The organism is Neobacillus niacini (assembly GCF_000759675.1).
Taxonomy (GTDB): Bacteria; Bacillota; Bacilli; order Bacillales; family Cytobacillaceae; genus Neobacillus; species Neobacillus niacini_A.
Genome location: NZ_BAWM01000020.1, coordinates 32,718 through 53,136 on the forward strand (window position 1 = coordinate 32,718; position 20,419 = coordinate 53,136).

The 20,419-nt window shown below is 39.0% G+C and carries 21 protein-coding genes and 1 riboswitch; of the genes, 1 reads left to right on the forward strand and 20 read right to left on the reverse strand.

Features of this window, described 5'->3' with window-relative positions; genetic code table 11:
• Positions 1-115: 115 nt before the first annotated feature.
• Positions 116-1,066, forward strand: coding sequence for a M23 family metallopeptidase (locus TR08_RS10125; protein ID WP_045518555.1), 951 nt, complete (start codon positions 116-118; stop codon positions 1,064-1,066).
• Positions 1,067-1,215: 149 nt separating this feature from the next.
• On the opposite strand, the gene yunB is transcribed toward TR08_RS10125, so the two are convergent.
• The 20 genes from yunB to TR08_RS10225 all read right to left on the reverse strand — a co-directional run bounded on the left by yunB (position 1,216) and on the right by TR08_RS10225 (position 20,403).
• Positions 1,216-1,971 (reverse strand): sporulation protein YunB, encoded by a 756-nt coding sequence (yunB, locus tag TR08_RS10130; protein WP_045517982.1) that lies wholly within the window; start codon positions 1,969-1,971, stop codon positions 1,216-1,218.
• A gap of 105 nt (positions 1,972-2,076) precedes the next feature.
• Positions 2,077-2,379, reverse strand: a complete 303-nt coding sequence (locus TR08_RS10135; RefSeq protein ID WP_045517984.1) for a YunC family protein — start codon at positions 2,377-2,379, stop codon at positions 2,077-2,079.
• 60 nt (positions 2,380-2,439) lie between these two features.
• On the reverse strand, positions 2,440-3,786 hold the full coding sequence (locus TR08_RS10140; protein WP_045517985.1) for a bifunctional metallophosphatase/5'-nucleotidase: 1,347 nt from the start codon (positions 3,784-3,786) through the stop codon (positions 2,440-2,442).
• An 18-nt stretch (positions 3,787-3,804) separates the two neighbouring features.
• Positions 3,805-4,626 (reverse strand): sulfite exporter TauE/SafE family protein, encoded by an 822-nt coding sequence (locus tag TR08_RS10145; RefSeq protein ID WP_045517986.1) that lies wholly within the window; start codon positions 4,624-4,626, stop codon positions 3,805-3,807.
• Between the two features lie 15 nt (positions 4,627-4,641).
• The gene (locus tag TR08_RS10150) at positions 4,642-5,487 is read right to left on the reverse strand and encodes a DUF72 domain-containing protein (protein WP_045517987.1); all 846 of its coding nucleotides are present in this window, start codon (positions 5,485-5,487) and stop codon (positions 4,642-4,644) included.
• Between the two features lie 743 nt (positions 5,488-6,230).
• Entirely contained in the window at positions 6,231-7,628 is a 1,398-nt protein-coding gene (gene sufB, locus TR08_RS10155) for a Fe-S cluster assembly protein SufB (protein WP_045517989.1), read from the reverse strand.
• Between the two features lie 161 nt (positions 7,629-7,789).
• The gene (gene sufU, locus TR08_RS10160; protein WP_045517992.1) at positions 7,790-8,230 is read right to left on the reverse strand and encodes a Fe-S cluster assembly sulfur transfer protein SufU; all 441 of its coding nucleotides are present in this window, start codon (positions 8,228-8,230) and stop codon (positions 7,790-7,792) included.
• Positions 8,220-9,449: a cysteine desulfurase gene (locus TR08_RS10165; protein WP_045517994.1), complete on the reverse strand. Its 1,230-nt coding sequence runs from the start codon at positions 9,447-9,449 to the stop codon at positions 8,220-8,222. Before TR08_RS10165 ends, sufU begins: the two co-directional genes overlap by 11 nt.
• A complete protein-coding gene (gene sufD / locus TR08_RS10170; RefSeq protein WP_045517996.1) occupies positions 9,449-10,759 on the reverse strand; it encodes a Fe-S cluster assembly protein SufD in 1,311 nt (436 codons plus the stop codon). Before sufD ends, TR08_RS10165 begins: the two co-directional genes overlap by 1 nt.
• A 23-nt stretch (positions 10,760-10,782) precedes the next feature.
• The gene (sufC, locus tag TR08_RS10175) at positions 10,783-11,568 is read right to left on the reverse strand and encodes a Fe-S cluster assembly ATPase SufC (protein ID WP_045517998.1); all 786 of its coding nucleotides are present in this window, start codon (positions 11,566-11,568) and stop codon (positions 10,783-10,785) included.
• A 463-nt stretch (positions 11,569-12,031) separates the two neighbouring features.
• Positions 12,032-12,868, reverse strand: coding sequence for a MetQ/NlpA family ABC transporter substrate-binding protein (locus TR08_RS10180; protein WP_045518000.1), 837 nt, complete (start codon positions 12,866-12,868; stop codon positions 12,032-12,034).
• A gap of 16 nt (positions 12,869-12,884) precedes the next feature.
• Positions 12,885-13,550, reverse strand: a complete 666-nt coding sequence (locus tag TR08_RS10185) for a methionine ABC transporter permease (RefSeq protein ID WP_045518001.1) — start codon at positions 13,548-13,550, stop codon at positions 12,885-12,887.
• Positions 13,543-14,568, reverse strand: coding sequence for a methionine ABC transporter ATP-binding protein (locus TR08_RS10190; protein ID WP_045518002.1), 1,026 nt, complete (start codon positions 14,566-14,568; stop codon positions 13,543-13,545). Before TR08_RS10190 ends, TR08_RS10185 begins: the two co-directional genes overlap by 8 nt.
• A 163-nt stretch (positions 14,569-14,731) precedes the next feature.
• Positions 14,732-14,841, reverse strand: a riboswitch (SAM riboswitch).
• 134 nt (positions 14,842-14,975) lie between these two features.
• Positions 14,976-16,292 carry an O-acetylhomoserine aminocarboxypropyltransferase/cysteine synthase family protein gene (locus TR08_RS10195; protein WP_045518003.1) on the reverse strand — a complete coding sequence of 439 codons (1,317 nt, stop codon included), beginning with the start codon at positions 16,290-16,292 and terminating at the stop codon, positions 14,976-14,978.
• Between the two features lie 164 nt (positions 16,293-16,456).
• A complete protein-coding gene (locus TR08_RS10200; protein WP_045518004.1) occupies positions 16,457-16,765 on the reverse strand; it encodes a thioredoxin family protein in 309 nt (102 codons plus the stop codon).
• 3 nt (positions 16,766-16,768) lie between these two features.
• Positions 16,769-17,125, reverse strand: coding sequence for a toprim domain-containing protein (locus TR08_RS10205; protein ID WP_045518005.1), 357 nt, complete (start codon positions 17,123-17,125; stop codon positions 16,769-16,771).
• Between the two features lie 131 nt (positions 17,126-17,256).
• The gene (locus TR08_RS10210; RefSeq protein ID WP_045518006.1) at positions 17,257-17,499 is read right to left on the reverse strand and encodes a YusG family protein; all 243 of its coding nucleotides are present in this window, start codon (positions 17,497-17,499) and stop codon (positions 17,257-17,259) included.
• Positions 17,500-17,613: 114 nt separating this feature from the next.
• Complete coding sequence (gene gcvH / locus TR08_RS10215) at positions 17,614-17,997, reverse strand: glycine cleavage system protein GcvH (protein ID WP_045518007.1); 384 nt, start codon at positions 17,995-17,997, stop codon at positions 17,614-17,616.
• Between the two features lie 85 nt (positions 17,998-18,082).
• Positions 18,083-18,439 (reverse strand): arsenate reductase family protein, encoded by a 357-nt coding sequence (locus TR08_RS10220; protein ID WP_045518009.1) that lies wholly within the window; start codon positions 18,437-18,439, stop codon positions 18,083-18,085.
• Positions 18,440-18,618: 179 nt separating this feature from the next.
• Entirely contained in the window at positions 18,619-20,403 is a 1,785-nt protein-coding gene (locus TR08_RS10225; RefSeq protein WP_045518011.1) for an acyl-CoA dehydrogenase family protein, read from the reverse strand.
• Positions 20,404-20,419: the final 16 nt, after the last annotated feature.

Here is a 20,419-nt window from a genome sequence, read left to right on the forward strand (position 1 = left end):
TTCCAATTATTGTCCATAATGAAATTGCCTAGAAATCATAAACTAAAAGCGTACAATAATCGGAAGGAGGATTCCTGTGCGGGCATTTCTGATAATTGGAACTATCCTCTTATTTATGAGCCTTTCTCTCAGGGATGCTCATGCTAAAGGTCCTGATGAGCATCAGGAAAGAATGAAGCTTTACAAAAAGGTGGAAACACTCACGCAAATTCCTTGGTATTACTTAGCAGCAGTGGATCAATACGAAAGGAATATCCGACAGGTACGTAAAGACTTACCTAAAGCGGAAAGTGTGATTGGGATTTATTTCACCCCCGAGAAATGGGCTGGTCCAACAAATCCAAAAACTGAGGAAGAAAACCCTGCAATTATCCAGTTTTTCAACGGTATGGGCGTTGATGGGGATGGAGATGGTAAAGCTAGTTTAAAAAATGACGAAGATGTCTTATATGCTTTTGCCAATTATCTTCTTTCATATGGAACAGATCACGATAATATTAAAATCGGGTTATGGAATTATTATCAGCGTGATAAGACAGTTGGCATTATTGTTGGCAAGGCGCAAATTTACCGCCATTTTGGTCGGTTAGAATTAGATACACATGTATTTCCTCTACCGCTGCGCAGCAATCACAGCTATCGCAGTACTTGGGGTGATGCTAGGGGCTGGGGAGGCAGAAGAATTCATGAGGGTACAGACATATTTGCAGACTATGGTGTTCCTGTACGTGCTACAAATTATGGCATAGTTGAAATGAAGGGCTGGAATAAGTTTGGTGGCTGGAGAGTAGGAATTCGTGATATTAATAATACGTATCATTATTTTGCTCATCTTAGCGGTTTTGCTAAAGATTTAAAAGTTGGTCAAATCGTTGAACCAGGAACCATGATTGGCGGTGTCGGCAGTTCAGGTTATGGACCACCGGGGACATCCGGAAAATTTCCTCCTCATTTGCACTATGGTATGTATAAAGATAATGGTTACACCGAATGGTCCTTTGACCCAACGCCACATTTAAGATTGTGGAAACAGCAAGAAAGACATGCATTAGTAAAGAAGAGATAAAAGCGGAAGCGCCTTGTCCAGGGGTGACAGGCATATGACGCACCCTGCAAGAAGGCGTTTTTTGCCTTCTTCAGGGGGTGACTTATGACCCCGAGCCCCTAGGCGCTGTAGCTAGATAAAAAAGTAAGGACTGTCGATTGACAGTCCTCTTAACTTTCAGGAGATGGTATTTCAATGGATGGAGTAACCCCGCCGCCGCCATTATTATAAAATTGTGGTACCTCGCCCTGAATTAATCTTCCGCCCACTGGAATATTCTGCTCTAATTTAGTAATTTCCGTTGCAAACGGCGTAATGATTTGTACTGAAACCTCTAAATGGATGGCAACATCAATCCATGTATTATTGATTCCCATTGGTTTGGGGTTAATTTTAACATCTGGTCTTACTTCACCGATTGCATGAAACCTTACTGGTATTTTTGGACCTAAATTTCCTAACAATGCCATGTTGGTTGCTTGACCAAGCGGCACATTCCAAACAATCCCATCCTGTTTCTCTGTATTTACCTCAATATCAACGTCTGTTAATTTCTCTAATGAATCAAGATCTCCTTTTTCTGCTGCATTTAAGTTTTTCTGTATTTCATTGGTGATTTCTGATAATTTCTGGTTAATCACTTCCGTTTTTAAACTTGCACTTGGCTGCGCACCATTTTGACCAGCTTCAACCGCAATGACATCTCCCACTTCTACCGTTTTTTTGTTAATCGCCTTATTGATAACCTGTGAGGCAATTTGTTTTGTTTTGGATTCCGCATATCTCATTAGGGAAGGTTCAATCCCCTTGTTAACTAACCATATTCCCATCGCAGTAGACAAAAGAAAGAATACAAACGATAATAACATTACGTATCGGAAAGGTAACGGTCCCCGTTTTCGGTGACGCACACGAAACTTAACCAAATATGATCCCCCCTTACATGTTATATGTATGCGGGAAAGAGGTGAACTAGCCTATAAATTTATGAGAGCTAGGCATAAGAAAAAGCCTGCATGAGTGCAAGCTTTTCAAATCATTTTCAGCAAGGCATCTTTTCCTAGCATTCCCTTCGTTATACCTAAGCTTTCCGCCTCGGCTGTAACTGACTCCATTGGAGCATTAAGGAGCTGGTCAATGGTTCTTACACCTACCGCTCTAGCGGCAATGATTTTGCGATCCTTTAACTTTTCATTTAATAAACCCACATCTAAGGCACCGCACATAATATATCCCTTGTCACTGCTTATGGAGAGCAGTGTTGTTTTTGGTAGTAATACAGTAACAGCCAAGAACGTGTGACCATTAATCTCTACCGGTGATAGCTCAATCAATTTACACACTCCTTTCCTCACTATCAACTTATGAAAGCAAAAGAAAAAGCGTGTAACAAACTAGGACTGCAATTTCCATTTTAATAAATCCCGCAAAAACTCAGGAAGGAAATATTCTTTTTTATTATTTGGAAAAATCTCTTTAAAAAAATGTCCAAAGGTAAACATATCTGGAACGGCAAGAGAGTAGGTTTGAGCTAAATCCAGTTCCATACCATTTATATAGATATCTTTGTTTTCATTAAAAGTAATCCGGTCGTAAACACTGACACCCATTACCGAACCCCTAAACCCAAGCCCGACAACTTGCTTATACGCCCAGTTTTCATCTTTCGTTTCAAGTAAAACCTCCCTTAATTCCATGCCAGTGAGTTCGATTTTACAAGGATTAATAGGATGAGGACAAATAGACAGTAAATCATATGAGGTCACATTTCCTGATAATGGGCCCAAAATAAGACCAGCGTTAATAAAGGCACAATCCGCTTTGCACCATTCTCTTAGAGCCTGGCATAGAATCTTGGCTAGCTCAGTTGCTTGAAATGGATCATGTGGAAGTTCTTTAGGAAGTGTAGTAATTTTTTGATTTAATAACTTTTTCCCTTTACGGTAAAGTTCCTTGGAGATTGCTTTCTCATCTGGTAATGCCGAAAGCTCCATTACATTATACAATTTAGCCTGTGAGCTAATAGGGTTTCGTTTATCGACTTGAAGGGTAACATGCCCGACAAACCTTCCATGCTTCCCAGCCCCGGCAAGCAGAGTCTTCTCCACCTGCTTTCCTTCAGGAAGTGTATGGTGGGTGTGACCCCCAAGAATGACATCAATCTCTGGATATTCCATAGCAATTCGCTCATCATGGTTAAGTCCGAGATGAGAAAGTAGGATGATTACATCAGATTGTTCCTTTAATGGTTTTATCCAATTTTTCAACTCTTCAATCGGCTCTGTCAGACGCCAGCCTAATAGCCCATAAAGAAGCGTAAAATGGGCTGTTAGTCCAATCACACCAATCCGTGTACCCTTTTTTGTCTGATAAATTTTGTATGGTTTTAGCCATGTTGGATGTTGACAGTTACTGTTATAGAGATTAGCTAATACTACATCAAAATCCCTGTTGTCATACAAATGGTTCAACCCTTCATAAGGAAAATTGACTCCTTCATTGTTACCAATAGTAACAGCCGTATAACGACTTTCATTTAACAGCTCAATATTCCCCTGCCCATGTGTTCCCTCAGAAAGTGGGTGCCAACGGTCAATAAAGTCACCTATGTCAAAAAGAAAAAATTCTTCCCCAGCTTCTTCATGATGTGTTCTTCGGCTTTTTAAGAAATGCTGAATTCTCGGCCATCGTTTTAAATGGCTGTGAAGATCATTTGTATGATAGATGTGAATGAATTCCATGCATGATTCGCTTCCTTTTTAACCAAAAATACCTTGATAAATTAATCGTATGCCAACGATTATTAGTATGGTTCGTAGTAAAAATACAATTGTTTTACTTTTTAGCTTTGTGTTTAAATAGACACCGACTTTCGCACCTATCCATGCCCCAGGAACTAATGCCAATGCAAGCAGCCAATCAACATTCCCTAGAGTGATATGGGTAATGGAGCTGAGGATTGATGTTGGTAAGATCATAAACATCGATGTTGCTGTCGCTACATGAGGTGGAAAGAAAAAGAACAGGATCATGGTCGGCACCATTAACGATCCGCCGCCAACACCCAGAATACCTGATAGAAAACCGACAAAAAACGAGATAATAACTCCCAGCCAAGGGTTAAATCCATATTCAAAGATTTTCCCTGAGTTATCCGTAAAGCTTCTGACAATCCCCTTATCTTTACGAAATGGAATCGGCTTTAGTTTATCTTTTAATAACAGAACAAATGAAACAAATATAATAAAAATCCCAAAAAATAAATTGAATGATTTTAAATTTAAAATTTCTGTTACCCATGCTCCCAGAATACTCCCAGGACCACTTCCAATCAAAAAAATTAAGCCACTTTTATAATCCACCGTTTTATGCTTCATATAAGCTAACGTCGAGGATAAACCGGTAAAAATCATCGTAAAAAGGGAGGTACCCACTGCTGTCTGAGGTGAGATATAACCAAATGCAGACAGAGAGCCTAAAAAGAGCAAGGAGGGAACGATAACAATCCCCCCGCCTAATCCAATTAAACTGCCTAAGGAACTACCTGCTATCCCTATCAATACTAAAACAATCCACTCCATAATCTTTCTCCTTTTTTAAAATAGATCTAGTTGTCTAGGTGCAAGGTCCTCATATTTTATATCTAAAAGGGTAATCATTTCTTTTGCGTTATCTGCAGCATCCCCGCCGGAATTATTGTTAAATAGAACGTAGACATTTGTAGATTCCTTGGCTAATTTTGTGATCGTATCAGCCCATTCCTGGAGTTCTTGTTGATTGTACCGATAGAGGTACCGAACCTCACGCCAATTCTCAGCATTACGTTTTTGCCAGCCATGAACGTTACGTCCATGGAATCGAATCAGAAGATTCTCGGAATCAATCGCCTCTATTATTGCTGGAATAGACCCCTCACCTGATTGGGGCTCATCACAAATACTATGTATCCATTTTTCCTCTTTCATAAAATCAAGCGTATGCTGGCGATAACGAGGTGTAAACCAAGATTGGTGCCTAAACTCAAGGGCACAGGGTAAGTCACCCATAACATTTTTGCACCATCGTAAATATTCAACATTTTCCCGCTTACAATCAAACCATGGCGGAAATTGAAAAAGGACCATTGCTAATTTGTTTGCTTCTATGTATGGATCTAAAGATTCTTTAAAAGCCTGGAACATTTCTTGCTTCGTTGCGAATGGAATTTCACCGCGCTCATGACCGGTCATACCCTGGTAGGCTTTCACAATGAACTGGAAGGAGTCTGGTGTATCGTTTACCCATTTAGCTGCATTCCTCTTCGGTTGAATGGCATAAAAAGCGGTATCCACTTCTACTGTTGGAAAATGACCCGCATATTCTTTTAACTTATCGCGTGAAGAAACTTGACCAGGATACAAGCTATCATGGTCTCCCCAACCTGTTACACCAATATAAATCAACCCTGCTCACCTCCACCTTTAATAATAGCATAACCTTATTTTTTAACGTATTCCGGTGATTCACACTTTTTGTACTAAATCATCAGCTATATGAGTGACTGCTTTTCCTATTCTAAGAAGTTCTCGGGCTCTCATGTTGCTTATGGGTGTGACCGCTTGTCCTCTTTCAAGAGGTTCTCAGGCTCTCATCGACCTTATGAGTGACCTCTTTTCCTCTTTCAAGAGGTTCTCAGGCTCTCATGAACCTTATGAGTTTCAGGAGGTTCTTGGGCTCTCATCGACCTTATCAGTGACCGCTTATCCTTTTCCAGGAGGATCTTGAGCTCTCATGAACCTTATGAGTGACCGTTTGTCCTTTTTCGGGAGGTTCTCGGGCTCTCATGAATCTTATGAGTGACCCTTTGTCCTTTTCCAGGAGGATCTTGGGCTCTCATGAACCTTATGAGTGACCGTTTGTCCTTTTTCGGGAGGTTCTCGGGCTCTCATGAATCTTATGAGTGACCGCTTGTCCTTTTTCAGGAGGTTCTTGGGCTCTCATCGACCTTATGAGTGACCGCTTTTCCTTTTCCAGGAGGGTCTTGGACTCTCATGAACCTTATGAGTGACCGTTTGTCCTTTTTCGGGAGGTTCTCGGGCTCTCATGAGCCTTGAGTGATCGCTTGTCCTTTTTCAAGGGGTTTCCAGTTCTCATCGACCTAATAATGAAAAATCCGCCTGCCTAAACGGCAAGCGGACCAATACTTTTATCCGATAGAACCTTCCATCTCGAATTTGATTAGACGGTTCATTTCGACTGCGTATTCCATTGGTAGTTCTTTTGTGAAAGGCTCGATGAAGCCCATAACAATCATTTCAGTTGCTTCTTGTTCTGAAATACCACGGCTCATTAAGTAGAAGAGCTGCTCTTCAGATACTTTAGAAACCTTAGCTTCATGCTCAAGTGAAATGTTATCGTTTAGAATTTCGTTGTATGGAATGGTATCAGATGTTGATTGATTATCCATAATCAACGTATCACATTCGATATTTGCACGTGCGCCATCTGCTTTACGTCCGAAGTGAACAACACCACGGTAGGTTACTTTACCACCATGCTTAGAAATTGATTTAGAAACAATGGTTGAAGAAGTATTTGGAGCTAAGTGAATCATCTTTGCTCCAGCATCCTGGTGCTGACCTTTACCGGCAATGGCAATCGATAACGTCATTCCACGTGCGCCTTCACCTTTTAATATAACAGCAGGATACTTCATCGTTAATTTTGAACCGATGTTACCATCAATCCATTCCATAGTTGCATTCGCTTCACAAACAGCACGCTTTGTAACAAGATTGAATACATTGTTTGCCCAGTTTTGAATCGTTGTGTAACGGCAATAAGCATCTTTTTTAATGATAATCTCAACAACCGCACTATGAAGTGAGTTGGTTGTATAAACAGGGGCCGTACAGCCTTCTACATAATGAACATGTGCGCCTTCATCAACAATGATTAATGTACGCTCAAATTGTCCCATATTTTCTGAGTTAATTCGGAAGTACGCCTGTAAAGGAGTATCTACTTTAACACCTGGTGGAACATAGATGAACGAGCCGCCAGACCAAACTGCAGAATTCAATGCAGCAAATTTGTTATCCGTTGGAGGAATAACCTTCGCCCAGTGCTCACGGAAAATATCTTCATTTTCTCTTAGAGCAGAATCAGTATCTTTAAAAACGATACCCAAATCTTCAAGTTCTTCCTTCATGTTATGGTAAACTACCTCAGATTCATATTGAGCAGATACACCAGCAAGATATTTTTGCTCTGCTTCTGGAATTCCAAGCTTATCAAACGTTGCTTTAATCTCTTCAGGAACTTCATCCCAAGATTTTTCCGATTTCTCAGATGGTTTTACATAATAAGTGATTTCGTCAAAGTTTAACGGAGCTAAATCTCCGCCCCATTGTGGCATTGGCATTTTGTAAAAATGCTCAAGTGATTTCAAACGGAAGTCGAGCATCCATTGAGGTTCGTTTTTTAACTTCGAAATCTCTTTAACAATGTCGCTAGTTAATCCACGCTTTGAACGGAATATAGAAACATCTTTATCGGCAAAACCGTATTTATAATCACCGATTTCCGGCATTTTTTTCGCCATCGACCTGTTCCTCCTTCATTGAAAAGCGGAAGCGCCTTGCTCAGCCCCGACAGCTACTTGCGGTCCTGACGGTGAAGTCGTTCTTTGACTTCATCGGGAGGACCGAAGCGACCACGAGGGGCCAGGCGCTGGAGCTAGACATCTCCTACCGCAATTTCGTTTTATTGTTGTTCCTCTTCAGTTAATCCTTTTTCCATTGCCTTCCACGCTAACGTGGCACATTTAATCCGTGCTGGAAATTTGGCAACACCCTGAAGTGCTTCAATATCACCTAAATCGATATCGTCATCATAATCTTTTCCTTGCATAATATCGGAAAATATCTTTGAAAGCTTGATCGCTTCCTCGACTTTTTTCCCTTTAATTGCTTGGGTCATCATCGAAGCAGATGACATTGAAATGGAACAGCCTTCTCCCTCAAATCTTGCGTCGATTACGACTCCATCTTCAACCTTAAAAGTTAATTGAATTCGATCTCCGCAAGTAGGGTTGTTCATATTAATTGTATGACTTCCATCTTCTAAAATCCCACGATTACGTGGATTTTTATAATGATCCATAATGACACGACGGTATAGATTATCTAAATTATTAGAAGACATCGCTGAAATACTCCTTTGTTTTAACAAGTCCTTCAACCAGTTTATCAATATCGTCTTCTGTGTTGTATAAATAAAAGCTTGCACGAGCAGTTGCTGAAGCCTTCAACCATTTCATTAATGGCTGTGCACAATGATGTCCTGCCCGGACAGCAATTCCTTCTGCGTCAAGAACAGTAGCGACATCATGCGGATGTACATCGCTAATATTAAAAGTAACAAGACCTGCACGTTTTGCAGCATCTAATGGTCCGTAAATGGTCATTCCAGGAACAGAAGACATTTTATCTAATGCGTATGCCGCAAGCTTATGCTCGTGTTCTGCAATATTTTCTAAGCCAATCTCATTTAAAAAGTCTATGGCAGCGCCAAGACCAATTGCACCCGCAATGATTGGTGTTCCGGCTTCGAACTTCCACGGGAGCTCTTTCCAAGTAGATTCTTGTAAATGAACAAAATCGATCATTTCTCCGCCGAATTCAATTGGTTCCATTTTTTCTAACAAATGCTTTTTCCCATATAGTACCCCGATACCAGTAGGAGCACACATCTTATGTCCAGAAAAAGCTAAGAAGTCACAGTCTAAATCTTGAACATCAATTTTCATATGAGGCGCACTTTGTGCACCATCGACTACCATAATAGCACCATTCTCGTGAGCAATTTTAGCAATTTCTTTAACAGGATTAATGACACCTAGTACATTTGAAACCTGCATGACAGAAACAACACGGGTGTTAGCTGTGACGGTTGCTCGAACATCATCAAGAGAAATCGTTCCGTCTTCTTGTAGTGGGATGTACTTTAACAGTGCTCCCGTACGTTTCGCAACCTGCTGCCAAGGAATAATATTACTGTGGTGCTCCATATACGTAATGACAATCTCATCACCAGCATTTAGAAACGCTTGCGCATAGCTTGCGGCAACCGTATTTAAAGCTGTTGTCGTACCCCGGGTAAAAATAACTTCCTGGGTGGATTTTGCATTTATAAACTTTCGAACCTTTTCCCTTGCCCCTTCGTATGCATCCGTTGCTCTTGTTCCGAGTGTGTGAACACCACGATGGACATTGGAATTGATTTCTTTATAATATTTTTCCATTGTCTCAATGACTTGGATTGGTTTCTGAGATGTTGCTGAACTATCCAGATAGACTAGAGGTTTTCCATTTACTTCCTGATCTAAAATAGGAAATTGACGACGAATATCTTGGACATTCATTATCGTACTTTCCTTTCAATCACTGCAGTTAACTGCTTTTTAACTCCTTCAATTGGAAGCTGATTCACTACCGGAGCAAGGAAACCATGGATAACCAAACGTTCTGCTTCTTTTTTCGGAATTCCGCGGCTCATTAAGTAGTAAAGTTGAACCGGATCAACACGTCCAACTGAAGCAGCGTGACCAGCTGTTACATCATCTTCATCAATAAGAAGAATTGGATTGGCATCGCCACGAGCTTTTTCGCTAAGCATTAGCACACGTGATTCCTGTTCTGCATTTGATTTCGATGCACCATGCAGGATATGACCAATTCCATTAAAGATGGAAGAAGCGCTGTCCTTCATTACACCGTGCTTTAAAATATAACCTTCTGTGTTTTTACCAAAATGAACAACCTTTGTCGTAAAGTTTTGTGTCTGTTCACCACGTCCGACAACAACTGTCTTGGTATCACCGTAAGCACCATCACCAACTAGGTTGGTCGTATTCTCAGAAATGGTATTTCCTTCATTCATCAAGCCAAGTGCCCATTCAATCCGAGCATCTCTTCCAGCGGATCCACGACGGTTCACATAAGTTGTTATGCCCTTAGCAAGAGTATCAACAGCACCATACTGAACTTTGGCACCAGCCTTAGCAATTACCTCTGTCACGATATTAAAAACACTATTGGAAGATTCAAGTGTTGAAAGATAGTTCTCTACATACGTAACTGAGCTATTATCATCTGCAACCACTATGACATGATTGACTAGGTTTGCATCAGCATGATCATGTAAGTAAATAGAATGGATTGGCTCTTTAATCTCAACATTTTTAGGAATGTATAAGAATGCTCCACCATTAATAAGTGCTGCATGTAGGGCAATTAGACGGTGTTCGTCCGTTTTGACCGCTTCTGTTAATATATATTTTTTTACAAGTTCACTATGTTCACGAACTGCTGTAAAGATATCCGTAAAAATGACGCCCTGCCCTTTTAATTCCTCTGTTAAAGAAATGTAAGCAGGTGTATGATTTCGTTGAATATACAAATTTTTAGCTGTCGACTCATCACCTATTAATGCTTTTACTTCCTCTGGAAGCTCAGCAAGTGAAGTAAAGGCATCACTTTTTACGGTATGCGCATCAAATTGAGTGAAGTTCCACTTCTCAATTTTTGTTTTATCTGGTCGTGGCATTGGAAGGGTTTCGCTCAGTTCTAATGCTTTTAGACGAAATTCTTCCATCCACGCAGGCTCGTTCATTTCTTTTGAAAACGAACGAACAAAATCTTTATCAAATGATAAATTCGTTTCTGTTGTCATGATTATCCTCCTAACGCTAACTCTTACGCTTCTTGCCCAACTGTTTCATCTTCGATTCCGAGCTCTTGCTTGATCCAGTCATATCCTTCTGCTTCTAAGCGTTGTGCAAGTTCTGGTCCGCCTGATTTCACAATACGTCCCTGCATCATAACATGCACATAGTCAGGAGTGATATAATTTAAAAGTCGTTGATAGTGAGTAATGACTAAACAGCCAAATTCTTCTCCGCGCATTTGATTGATTCCTTTTGAAACTACCTTTAAAGCATCAATATCTAATCCAGAGTCAATTTCGTCTAAAATTGCGATTTTTGGCTCAAGCATCATTAATTGTAAAATCTCATTACGTTTTTTCTCTCCACCTGAGAATCCTTCATTTAGGTAACGCTGTGCCATATCAAGATCCATTTCAAGGAATTCCATTTGCTTATCCATTTTACGGATAAATTTCATAAGAGAAATCTCATTTCCTTCTCCTAGACGGCTATTTAGCGCAGAACGTAGGAAATCGGCATTTGTTACCCCGTTAATTTCACTTGGGTATTGCATTGCTAAAAATAGTCCAGCACGCGCACGCTCATCTACTTCCATTTCAAGAACATTTTGATCATCTAAAGTAATATTTCCGCTAGTTACTTCATATTTCGGATGACCCATGATAGCAGAAGATAAAGTAGATTTACCAGTACCATTTGGTCCCATGATTGCGTGGATTTCTCCACCTTTTATTTCAAGGTTTACCCCTTTTAAAATTTCTTTTCCATCAATTCCTACATGTAAATCTTTGATTGTTAATTTTGATCCAGCCATATATATACCTCCGCAAAGATAATTTTGTATCTTGTAGCCTAAAACACTTGGCCCCAAAACTCTATTCTCACTTTATTCTCATTACAATCTTATAACAAATCGAATCTGTTAGCAACTTATAAACAGTATTAACTTTTATGAATAGATAAAAGATTTTTATTTTCACTCAACACAATCCAAATGAGAATGAATTAGTAGACAAGATGTGTTTCTACTATAATAAATTCAGAATTTGAAAACTTGTGACCGCTTTATGTATTCACATACGAACTAAATCATAACTTATTTTTCTCTAGTTTGCCAAGGCTTCGCTATTATTATTTCCTACCTATTTTTACCTATCCACCGGATTAATGTATATTACTGTGATAGATAAAAAAGAAAGCCAGTGAATCATCATCACCGGCTTCCTGCTTTCTTCCTATTTATTAGTATTTTTTTAGACTAATTTACAAATTTGTGGTTATTCTCCCGGTATAACAGCACCTTGGTACTTTTCTTGCAGGAATTTATTAATTTCCTCTGATTGTAGAACCTCTACAAGTGTTTTAATTTCTTCGCGGTCTTTGTCCTCAGAGCGAACGACAACAAGGTTTGCCGGTACAACTTCATTGCCTTCAAATGCAATTCCATACTTTCCAATGTCAATACCGCCCTCTAATGCGTAGTTCGTATTAATCACAACCGCATCACCTTCACCGCTATCGAAAGAAGAAGCTAATAGTTTTGCTTCAATTAGAGTTGAGAAATCAAGGTCCTTTGGATTTTCGACAATATCCTCTACTCTTGCACTCGCTCCAACGCCTTCTTTAAGCTTAATTAATCCTTCTTTTTCAAAAATAGGTAAAATACGTCCATGGTCACTTAGTGAATCACTCATAATAATTTTTGCACCTTTTGGAAGGTCTTTTAAGCTTTTGTATTTTTTAGAATAAATTCCGATTGGTTCCTTATGAATTCCACCAACACTTACAAAATCAAAATCCTTATTTTCTTTCATTTGCAGTTCTAAATACCCTGGTGTTTGAAAATAGTTTGCGTCGAGTTCTTTATCCCTTAATGCTACGTTTGGTAGGATATAATCTTGAAAAACTTGCACTTCTAGATCAATGCCTTTTTCCTTTAATAAAGGTTTTGCCGCCTCTAACACTTCCGCATGCGGTACAGCAGAAGCTCCAACAACTAATTTTTTGTTTCCTTCTTCTCCTGCCTTATCTGCAGTATCGTTTTTAGCCCCACCGCAAGCTGTTAGGGCAAGTGCTACTAACGCAATGATAATTATGCTAACTGCTTTTTTCATAATCTAACTCCTCCTGTTATCGTTTATCTGTTTTCTTTGTAAAATAATCTCCAATAAATTGGATGATAAAAACTAAAATTAAAATGGCAATCGTTGCAACTAACGTAACAATCGGTCTATTGCGCTGAAAACCTTCAAGATAGGCAAAATGTCCAAGTCCACCTGCTCCAATTACTCCGGCCATTGCTGTAAAGCCGACTAACGAAATAGCCGTGACGGTAATCCCTGAAATTAATGCCGGCAAAGATTCTGGTATTAATACTTTAAAAATAATATGACCATGTGTTGCTCCCATTGATTGAGATGCCTCAATTACACCTTTATCGATTTCCCGAAGAGCAATCTCCACCATTCTTGCGTAAAAAGGAGCTGCTCCAATAATTAAGGCAGGCAACGCCGCATTTGCACCGAGCATGGTTCCAATCAATAATTTAGTAAAAGGAATTAATAATACAATTAAGATAATAAAGGGTATTGATCTGAAAATATTTACAAATCCAGCAATAATAACATTCATACCCCTGTTTTCCCACATATTACCTTTACCCGTTAAAAATAACAGCAGACCAAGCACTAATCCCAAAATAAATGTAGTAAGGACTGAAATGGAAGTCATATAAAGGGTTTCACGTGTGGCTTCTAATAATTGATTCCACTTTACCATTTCCGTAAAGTTAGCCATTACTAATCACCTCCACGCCGACTTGCTGGGAGCGAATGTAGTCCACTGCCTTGTTAACTTCTAATTCGTCACCATCAAGATGAATAAAGAGGGTCCCATAGGAACCACTTTGCGTTTGCGAAATTTTCCCCTGCAAAATGTTGACAGTTACATTATTTTGACGGATTAAATTGGTGATTAACGGTTGCTCGACTGACTCGCCGATAAAGGATAATTGAACGACCTGACCTGATTGATAGCGTTCTAACAAATGCTCCGCCGTTTCTTTTGTTTCTTCAGGCACTGTTACCTGTTGAACAAACCGTTTTGTAATTGGCTGCTCGGGGTTTTTAAAGACTTCTAACACCTGACCAAGCTCCACAATTCTACCACTTTCCATAACGGCTACCCGATGACAGATTTTCCGAATAACATGCATTTCATGTGTAATTAACACGATGGTTAAACCTAGTCTTTTATTAATATCAACTAACAAGTCCAAAATGGAATCGGTTGTTTGTGGGTCTAGCGCTGAAGTTGCTTCATCACAAAGCAGTACTTTCGGATTGTTGGCCAGTGCTCGTGCAATTCCTACACGCTGTTTTTGACCGCCGCTAAGCTGTGATGGGTAAGCATTTTCTCTACCTTCAAGACCTACCAATTTAATCAGTTCATTTACTCGTTTTTGTCTTTCCAATCCACCTACTCCAGCAATCTCCAATGGGAAGGCAATATTCTCACTAACTGTTCTTGACCAGAGCAAATTAAAATGCTGAAAAATCATACTAATTTCCTGACGTGCTTTTCGAAGCTCGCTGCCCCTAATTTTTGAAATAACACGACCAGCTACGGTAACAGAACCTTCTGTCGGCAGCTCCAGTCCATTAAGCATTCGGATTAAAGTGCTTTTTCCAGCACCACTATATCCGATTACACCAAAGATTTCTCCTTCTTTAATTTCTAAATTAACATCATCAACTGCTTTAAGCTGCCCCTGTTTAGAAGGAAAAACCTTTCGGACATCTTTTATAGAAATCATTTCATCACCTTCTTTTTATCCAATAAAATATGAATTGCAAAAATTCCGATTAGACCGCAGTGCTTAAATATAGGGTTTGATTGTTTCCAGAAAAACATTCTTATATTAGAAAAATTAAAAAGCCTTTCTGCATAGGCAGAAAGGCATCATTAATAAGACCTTTCTCCCATCTTCCAAAGCTTCCGCTTTGTGTGAATTGGCACCATTTCAATAATAAATATTGACGGTTGCCGGGCTTCATCGGGCACATCCCTCCACCTCTCTTGATAAGAGTTACAGCATTCTATATTCAATTAACACGTTCGTTAAATTAGAGCAATTAATTTTAGTACAAAAATTATCGTACCATGAATAAAAAAGGGTGTCAACGAAATTGTGTACCAATTCCGAATAAATATTTTTCCTTATTAAGCTTTTGCTTTTAGAGATGCTACACCTGTAGCTGCCTCTATGGCTGCTTCTAGGTCTTCTATTAAGTCCTCAACATTCTCAATACCAATAGAAAGTCGAATTAAGTCCTCAGAAACCCCAGATGCTTTAAGTCCTTCTGCATCTAGCTGCTGATGGGTGGTGCTGGCAGGGTGAATAATTAAGCTTTTCGCGTCACCAACATTCGCTACATGGGCAAATAGGGTAATAGCATCAATTAACTTTGCTCCTGCTTCTCTTCCACCTTTGATACCAAAAACAATGATGGATCCAGCTCCTTTTGGTAAATACTTGCTTGCTAATTCATAATCAGGGTGCGAATTGTGTCCAGGATATGATACCCATTCTACAGCAGGATGATTTAATAAATAAGCTACTACTTCCTTAGTATTCGCAATATGTTCCTTCATCCGGACATGAAGCGTTTCAAGTCCAAGTGTGAATTGAAATGCGTTTTGCGGACTTAAAGAAGGTCCCAGGTCACGCAATAATTGTACACGTGCTTTTATAATATAAGCAACAGCACCCAGTGTTTCTGCATAAACAAGATCATGATAACTTGGATCAGGGGTTGTAAAACCAGGGAATTTAGGTGAATTCCAGTCAAACTTTCCTCCATCAACGATAACTCCACCGGTTGTTGTTCCATTTCCTAAAAGCCATTTTGTTGCTGAATGAATAACAATATCAGCCCCATATTCTATCGGTCTGCATAGGTATGGTGTGGCAAATGTATTATCAATAATTAATGGAACTCCTGCTTCATGAGCAATGTCTGCTACTTTTTCAATATCAAGAATTCTTAAAGACGGATTACCAATCGTTTCCGCAAATACAGCTTTTGTTTTATCGCTAATCGCAGCACGGAAATTTTCTGGATCTTCAGGGTCTACAAACTTAACCTTGATTCCATATTTCGGAAGCGTAACAGCAAATAAATTGTATGTCCCACCATATAAAGTTGATGCTGAAACGATTTCATCACCTGCTTCAGCAATATTTAAGATGGCTAGGGTAATTGCAGCCATCCCACTCGCTACTGCAAGAGCTCCTACTCCACCTTCTAACAATGCAACTCTTTCTTCGAAAACAGTTGTTGTTGGGTTATGGATTCGAGTATATATGTATCCAGGCTCCTTCAATGCAAAAAGATTTGCCGCATGATCCGTATTTTTAAATTGATAGGCATTATTTTGGTAGATTGGGACTGCTCGTGCCCCTGTTACTGGATCTGGAGCCAAACCACCATGAACACTTAAGGTTTCAAAACGATAATTTTTTTGATTTTCCCCCATACTAGCACTCCTCAAATTTTATAATAAAAATCATTTTATGAAATAATTGAATACTTCCCCTCACCTGTTATATATTCGGGTAAATCGACTAAAAGTCCTGCCTAATTTCTTCCATGAATATCTATTTTTTATTTCAAAAAAAAACAGACGCACCTGCATCTGTTTTAGTTAGATAATTGTTTAATTTTTTCATATAAGAAAGGAACAGAGTGGAAAGCATAAATCATTTCAAGTAATTCTCCATCCTTGATGAATAACAGGCATGGAACACTTTCAATTTCAAACCTTTCCGCCAACTCAGGATAATAATTCAGATTAATTTTTCCTATTTTCACATCAACCATATTTTCAATGACATGGAGCATTCTCGATGCTACCTGACAAGTACCGCATAAAGGAGTATAGAAGTAAATAAGTCCGGATGAATGATTATTTAAAAATGATGATACTTCATCTAGGTTCCAATCGTTCATTTTTTAACCCATCTCTAAAAATTCAGAATGAACATCGATATTTGCACCTAAAAGGACTGTTGCAAGATGGTACACTGGAGCAGTTGCTACTTCACGGTACATCCTGTCTATATAAATATGTTCCGCTTGAGGGAATTCCCTTTTTAATTGTTTGCGAAGCTTCTCACCTGCATCATCAGCATCAACGAGGATATAGACCTCTTTATCTTCTAGAGAATCTATTAATTCCTCCAATTTCGTCATGCTGATGGTTCCATTTGTGCAAATAATCTCTATCGGTTCCTTCAGGATACTTTTCACCTTTTTCTTATCTGATTTTCCTTCTACAATCAGAACTTTATCACCATACGTATCATTCATCATTCATCACCTATATGAAAGAAAGTTATTTGTTTGATGTTAACATATTCGAAAACATTAATAACGTGTGAATATGTTAACTATACCACGATTGTCTTTTTGATAGTAGGTGTTTGCTCATGAGTATACTCCTAGCACCATCCACCATCATCATCACAATCTGTATATTTTGCGTCGGGCTGTTCCGTAACTGTCACATTCTGAAAAATCTTCCGCTGCTCTACTTCAAATCGTTGATCTAACTGAAATGTCATGTCCCCTGGTATCTGTATCTTTCCAATAGAAGTGTTATCAAGAAATAATTCCATTTCTCCATTTTCCATTTTTCCAATAACTCGATCTGTCACATCAATTTTCTGCGGATTCAATGTCATACCAAGAGCCCCTTTTAGTTAAAGTTTATTATAGTGTCCCCTAGTTTTAGAATATAGAAGGTGCGAATTTTTCCCATAAAAAAACACCTTGATAAACAAGGTGTTTACGTAATATTAGTCTTCTTTAATCATTTCTTCATATTGTTCTGCAGTCATTAGGTTGTCCAATTCACTGTTATCAGAAGGCTCAATGACGATCATCCATGCTTTTTCATATGGAGATTCGTTTACGAATTCAGGGCTATCACTTAAATCTTCGTTAACTTGTACAACCTTACCACTTAAAGGTGCATATAATTCAGAAACTGTTTTTACAGATTCAACACTTCCAAATGGCTCATCTGCAGTCACTTCATCGCCAACTTCAGGGAGTTCAACGAAAACGATATCGCCTAGTTCAGATTGTGCAAAGTGAGTAATCCCTACACGGACAGTTTCTCCTTCAACCTTTACCCATTCATGTTCTTCAGAATAACGCAATTCCTTTGGTGTCGTCATTACAAAATCCCTCCATTATTTTCTAAAATTATTATCGACATAAATCGATTTTACCCTACTAACAATTTGAAAAGTAATAAAATGCTTACAACCACATTTTCTCATACTCTTCTTCTTTAAAGCCAACTGTCACTTTTTCTCCATTCGTTACTAATGGTCTTTTGATTAACATCCCATCTGAAGCTAACAGATCTAGCAGCTCCTCTTCAGAAGCAGAAGAAATTTTATCCTTTATACCCAGTTCACGGTACTTCTGCCCACTTGTATTAAAGAACTTCTTTAATTCAAGGTTGCTCTTTTCGTAGATATCCTGAAGTTGAGCACGAGATGGTGGAGTTTCAACAATATGTATTTCTTTGTAGGAAAGATGATGTTCATCTAGCCATTTCTTTGCATTTCGACAGGTACCACATTTCGGATACCAGTAAAAAGTAAGAGACATCCTTTCCACCCTCCTAATCCAAACATTATGACGGTATTCGTCACTTGAATAGTAACATAACGGGAAAAAAAGTAAAAATGGTTCACTTAAAAATTCGACTAATTCCGCTAAAATCCTGCTAAACCATAGAAAAAAACTTTAGACTCCCGCTATATCGCTGGGAGCCTAAAATTTATCAATTAAACAATATAGCGTTCAGCTTCAATAACAACATCAGCAGCTTCACGTTTCTTCGCAATCACATTGATTGGTGTGTGACGAGTAAGTTTGCGTAGTGCAGATACAAGCATACGGAGAGTATCCCCTTGTTCAGTAGCAACCAAGGTTTCTTTAGCATGCTGCTCGATTTCGTTGAAAGCTTCCTGACAAAAGATTTGTGTATAAAGAAGCTTTTGTTTGTTTTTTTCGAGACCAGACTTTGCAATTGCTTTTTCTGAACGTAAAACGACAGATTCCATTGCATATGCATTAGAAACTATGTCTGCAATATTTGATAAAATTTCCTGTTCTTTATCAAGAGCTTTACCAAATTTTTGTGCAGCTAAACCAGCTGCCAGCAAACCGATCTTTTTAGCATTGCTTACTAAATGTTTTTCTTGTGCAAGCGGCTCATCACCTGGCTCTTCAGGCATTAACATCATGATTTCTTCTTGAAGCGCCATTGCTTTTTGGAATAACGGAAGCTCTCCTTTGAAAGCTTTTTTAATATAGGTTCCTGGTACTAGAAGACGGTTAATTTCATTTGTACCTTCGAAAATTCGATTAATACGGGAATCACGGTAGGCTCTTTCGATCGTATACTCTTGCATGAAGCCGTATCCGCCGTGAATTTGGACACCTTCGTCAACAACATAATCTAATACTTCACTGGCAAAGAATTTATTTACGGAGCACTCAATCGCATATTCAGCAATAGAATTTGCCACTAATTTAATATCCTTCTGCTCGTCTGTAGTAAGTTTGCCTTGATTTTCTTCGAATAATCCAATAGTACGGTAGACAGAGCTTTCTGCTGCATAGATTTTAGAAGCCATGGTCCCGAACTTCTCTTTTGTTAAATTGAACTGAGAAATTGGTGTGTTAAATTGCTTACGGCCGTTTGCATATTTAACCGCTAACTCAAATGCATTCTTAGATCCGCCAACACCGCCAACCGCTAATTTATAGCGTCCGATGTTTAAAATATTAAACGCAATGACATGACCTTTGCCATATTCACCTAATAGATTTTCAACAGGAACAGGTACATCTTCTAGGATAAGAGTACGAGTGGATGAGCTCTTAATTCCCATTTTCTTTTCTTCTGCTCCAGTAGAAACTCCTGGGAAATCTCTTTCCACAATGAATGCGGTAAAGTGCTCGCCATCAATTTTGGTATAGACAACAAATACATCTGCAAAACCTGCATTGGTAATCCATTGCTTTTCACCGTTTAGGATATAATGAGTACCTTCTGCATTTAATTTCGCAGTTGTTCTTGCGCCAAGAGCATCAGAACCTGAACCAGGCTCTGTTAAAGCATAGGCAGCTAATTTTTCACCTGAAGCAAGAGCAGGTAAATATTTTTTCTTCTGCTCTTCGTTACCGAATAAAACGATTGGCAGAGAGCCAATACCAACATGGGCTCCATAAGATAGAGAGAAGCCGCCAGCTTTTGACATTTTTTCAGTAACAAGTGATGAAGTTACTTTATCTAACCCTAAACCTTCATACTCTTCAGGTACATCCGCAGCCAACAGACCAAGGTCACCCGCTTGCTTTAAAAGCTTTACGGTACGGTCAAATTCATGGTTTTCAAGATGTTCTAGCTGTGGAAGTACTTCTTTTTCAATAAAGTCTTCTGCTGTTTTGGCAATCATTAATTGCTCTTCGTTAAAATCCTCAGGTGTTAAAATACGGTCAAATGAAATATCATCGATTAAAAAGCTTCCGCCTTTTATGATTTTTTCAGTTTGTTGTGCCATTAAAATTTCCTCCTAT

Bases quoted from the DNA above. Each gene is read 5' to 3' on its own strand.
- TR08_RS10205 (WP_045518005.1), bottom strand. From the start codon at position 17,125: ATGAATGATACGTATGGTGATAAAGTTCTGATTGTAGAAGGAAAATCA.
- TR08_RS10145 (WP_045517986.1), bottom strand. From the start codon at position 4,626: ATGGAGTGGATTGTTTTAGTATTGATAGGGATAGCAGGTAGTTCCTTA.
- sufC (WP_045517998.1), bottom strand. From the start codon at position 11,568: ATGGCTGGATCAAAATTAACAATCAAAGATTTACATGTAGGAATTGAT.
- TR08_RS10185 (WP_045518001.1), bottom strand. From the start codon at position 13,550: ATGGCTAACTTTACGGAAATGGTAAAGTGGAATCAATTATTAGAAGCC.
- TR08_RS10180 (WP_045518000.1), bottom strand. From the start codon at position 12,868: ATGAAAAAAGCAGTTAGCATAATTATCATTGCGTTAGTAGCACTTGCC.
- sufB (WP_045517989.1), bottom strand. From the start codon at position 7,628: ATGGCGAAAAAAATGCCGGAAATCGGTGATTATAAATACGGTTTTGCC.
- TR08_RS10140 (WP_045517985.1), bottom strand. From the start codon at position 3,786: ATGGAATTCATTCACATCTATCATACAAATGATCTTCACAGCCATTTA.
- TR08_RS10210 (WP_045518006.1), bottom strand. From the start codon at position 17,499: ATGACATTGAATCCGCAGAAAATTGATGTGACAGATCGAGTTATTGGA.
- TR08_RS10190 (WP_045518002.1), bottom strand. From the start codon at position 14,568: ATGATTTCTATAAAAGATGTCCGAAAGGTTTTTCCTTCTAAACAGGGG.
- TR08_RS10125 (WP_045518555.1), top strand. From the start codon at position 116: ATGAGCCTTTCTCTCAGGGATGCTCATGCTAAAGGTCCTGATGAGCAT.
- TR08_RS10220 (WP_045518009.1), bottom strand. From the start codon at position 18,439: ATGTCTCTTACTTTTTACTGGTATCCGAAATGTGGTACCTGTCGAAAT.
- TR08_RS10195 (WP_045518003.1), bottom strand. From the start codon at position 16,292: ATGGGGGAAAATCAAAAAAATTATCGTTTTGAAACCTTAAGTGTTCAT.
- sufU (WP_045517992.1), bottom strand. From the start codon at position 8,230: ATGTCTTCTAATAATTTAGATAATCTATACCGTCGTGTCATTATGGAT.
- sufD (WP_045517996.1), bottom strand. From the start codon at position 10,759: ATGACAACAGAAACGAATTTATCATTTGATAAAGATTTTGTTCGTTCG.
- gcvH (WP_045518007.1), bottom strand. From the start codon at position 17,997: ATGACGACACCAAAGGAATTGCGTTATTCTGAAGAACATGAATGGGTA.
- TR08_RS10200 (WP_045518004.1), bottom strand. From the start codon at position 16,765: ATGAACGATTGGAACCTAGATGAAGTATCATCATTTTTAAATAATCAT.
- TR08_RS10225 (WP_045518011.1), bottom strand. From the start codon at position 20,403: ATGGCACAACAAACTGAAAAAATCATAAAAGGCGGAAGCTTTTTAATC.
- TR08_RS10165 (WP_045517994.1), bottom strand. From the start codon at position 9,449: ATGAATGTCCAAGATATTCGTCGTCAATTTCCTATTTTAGATCAGGAA.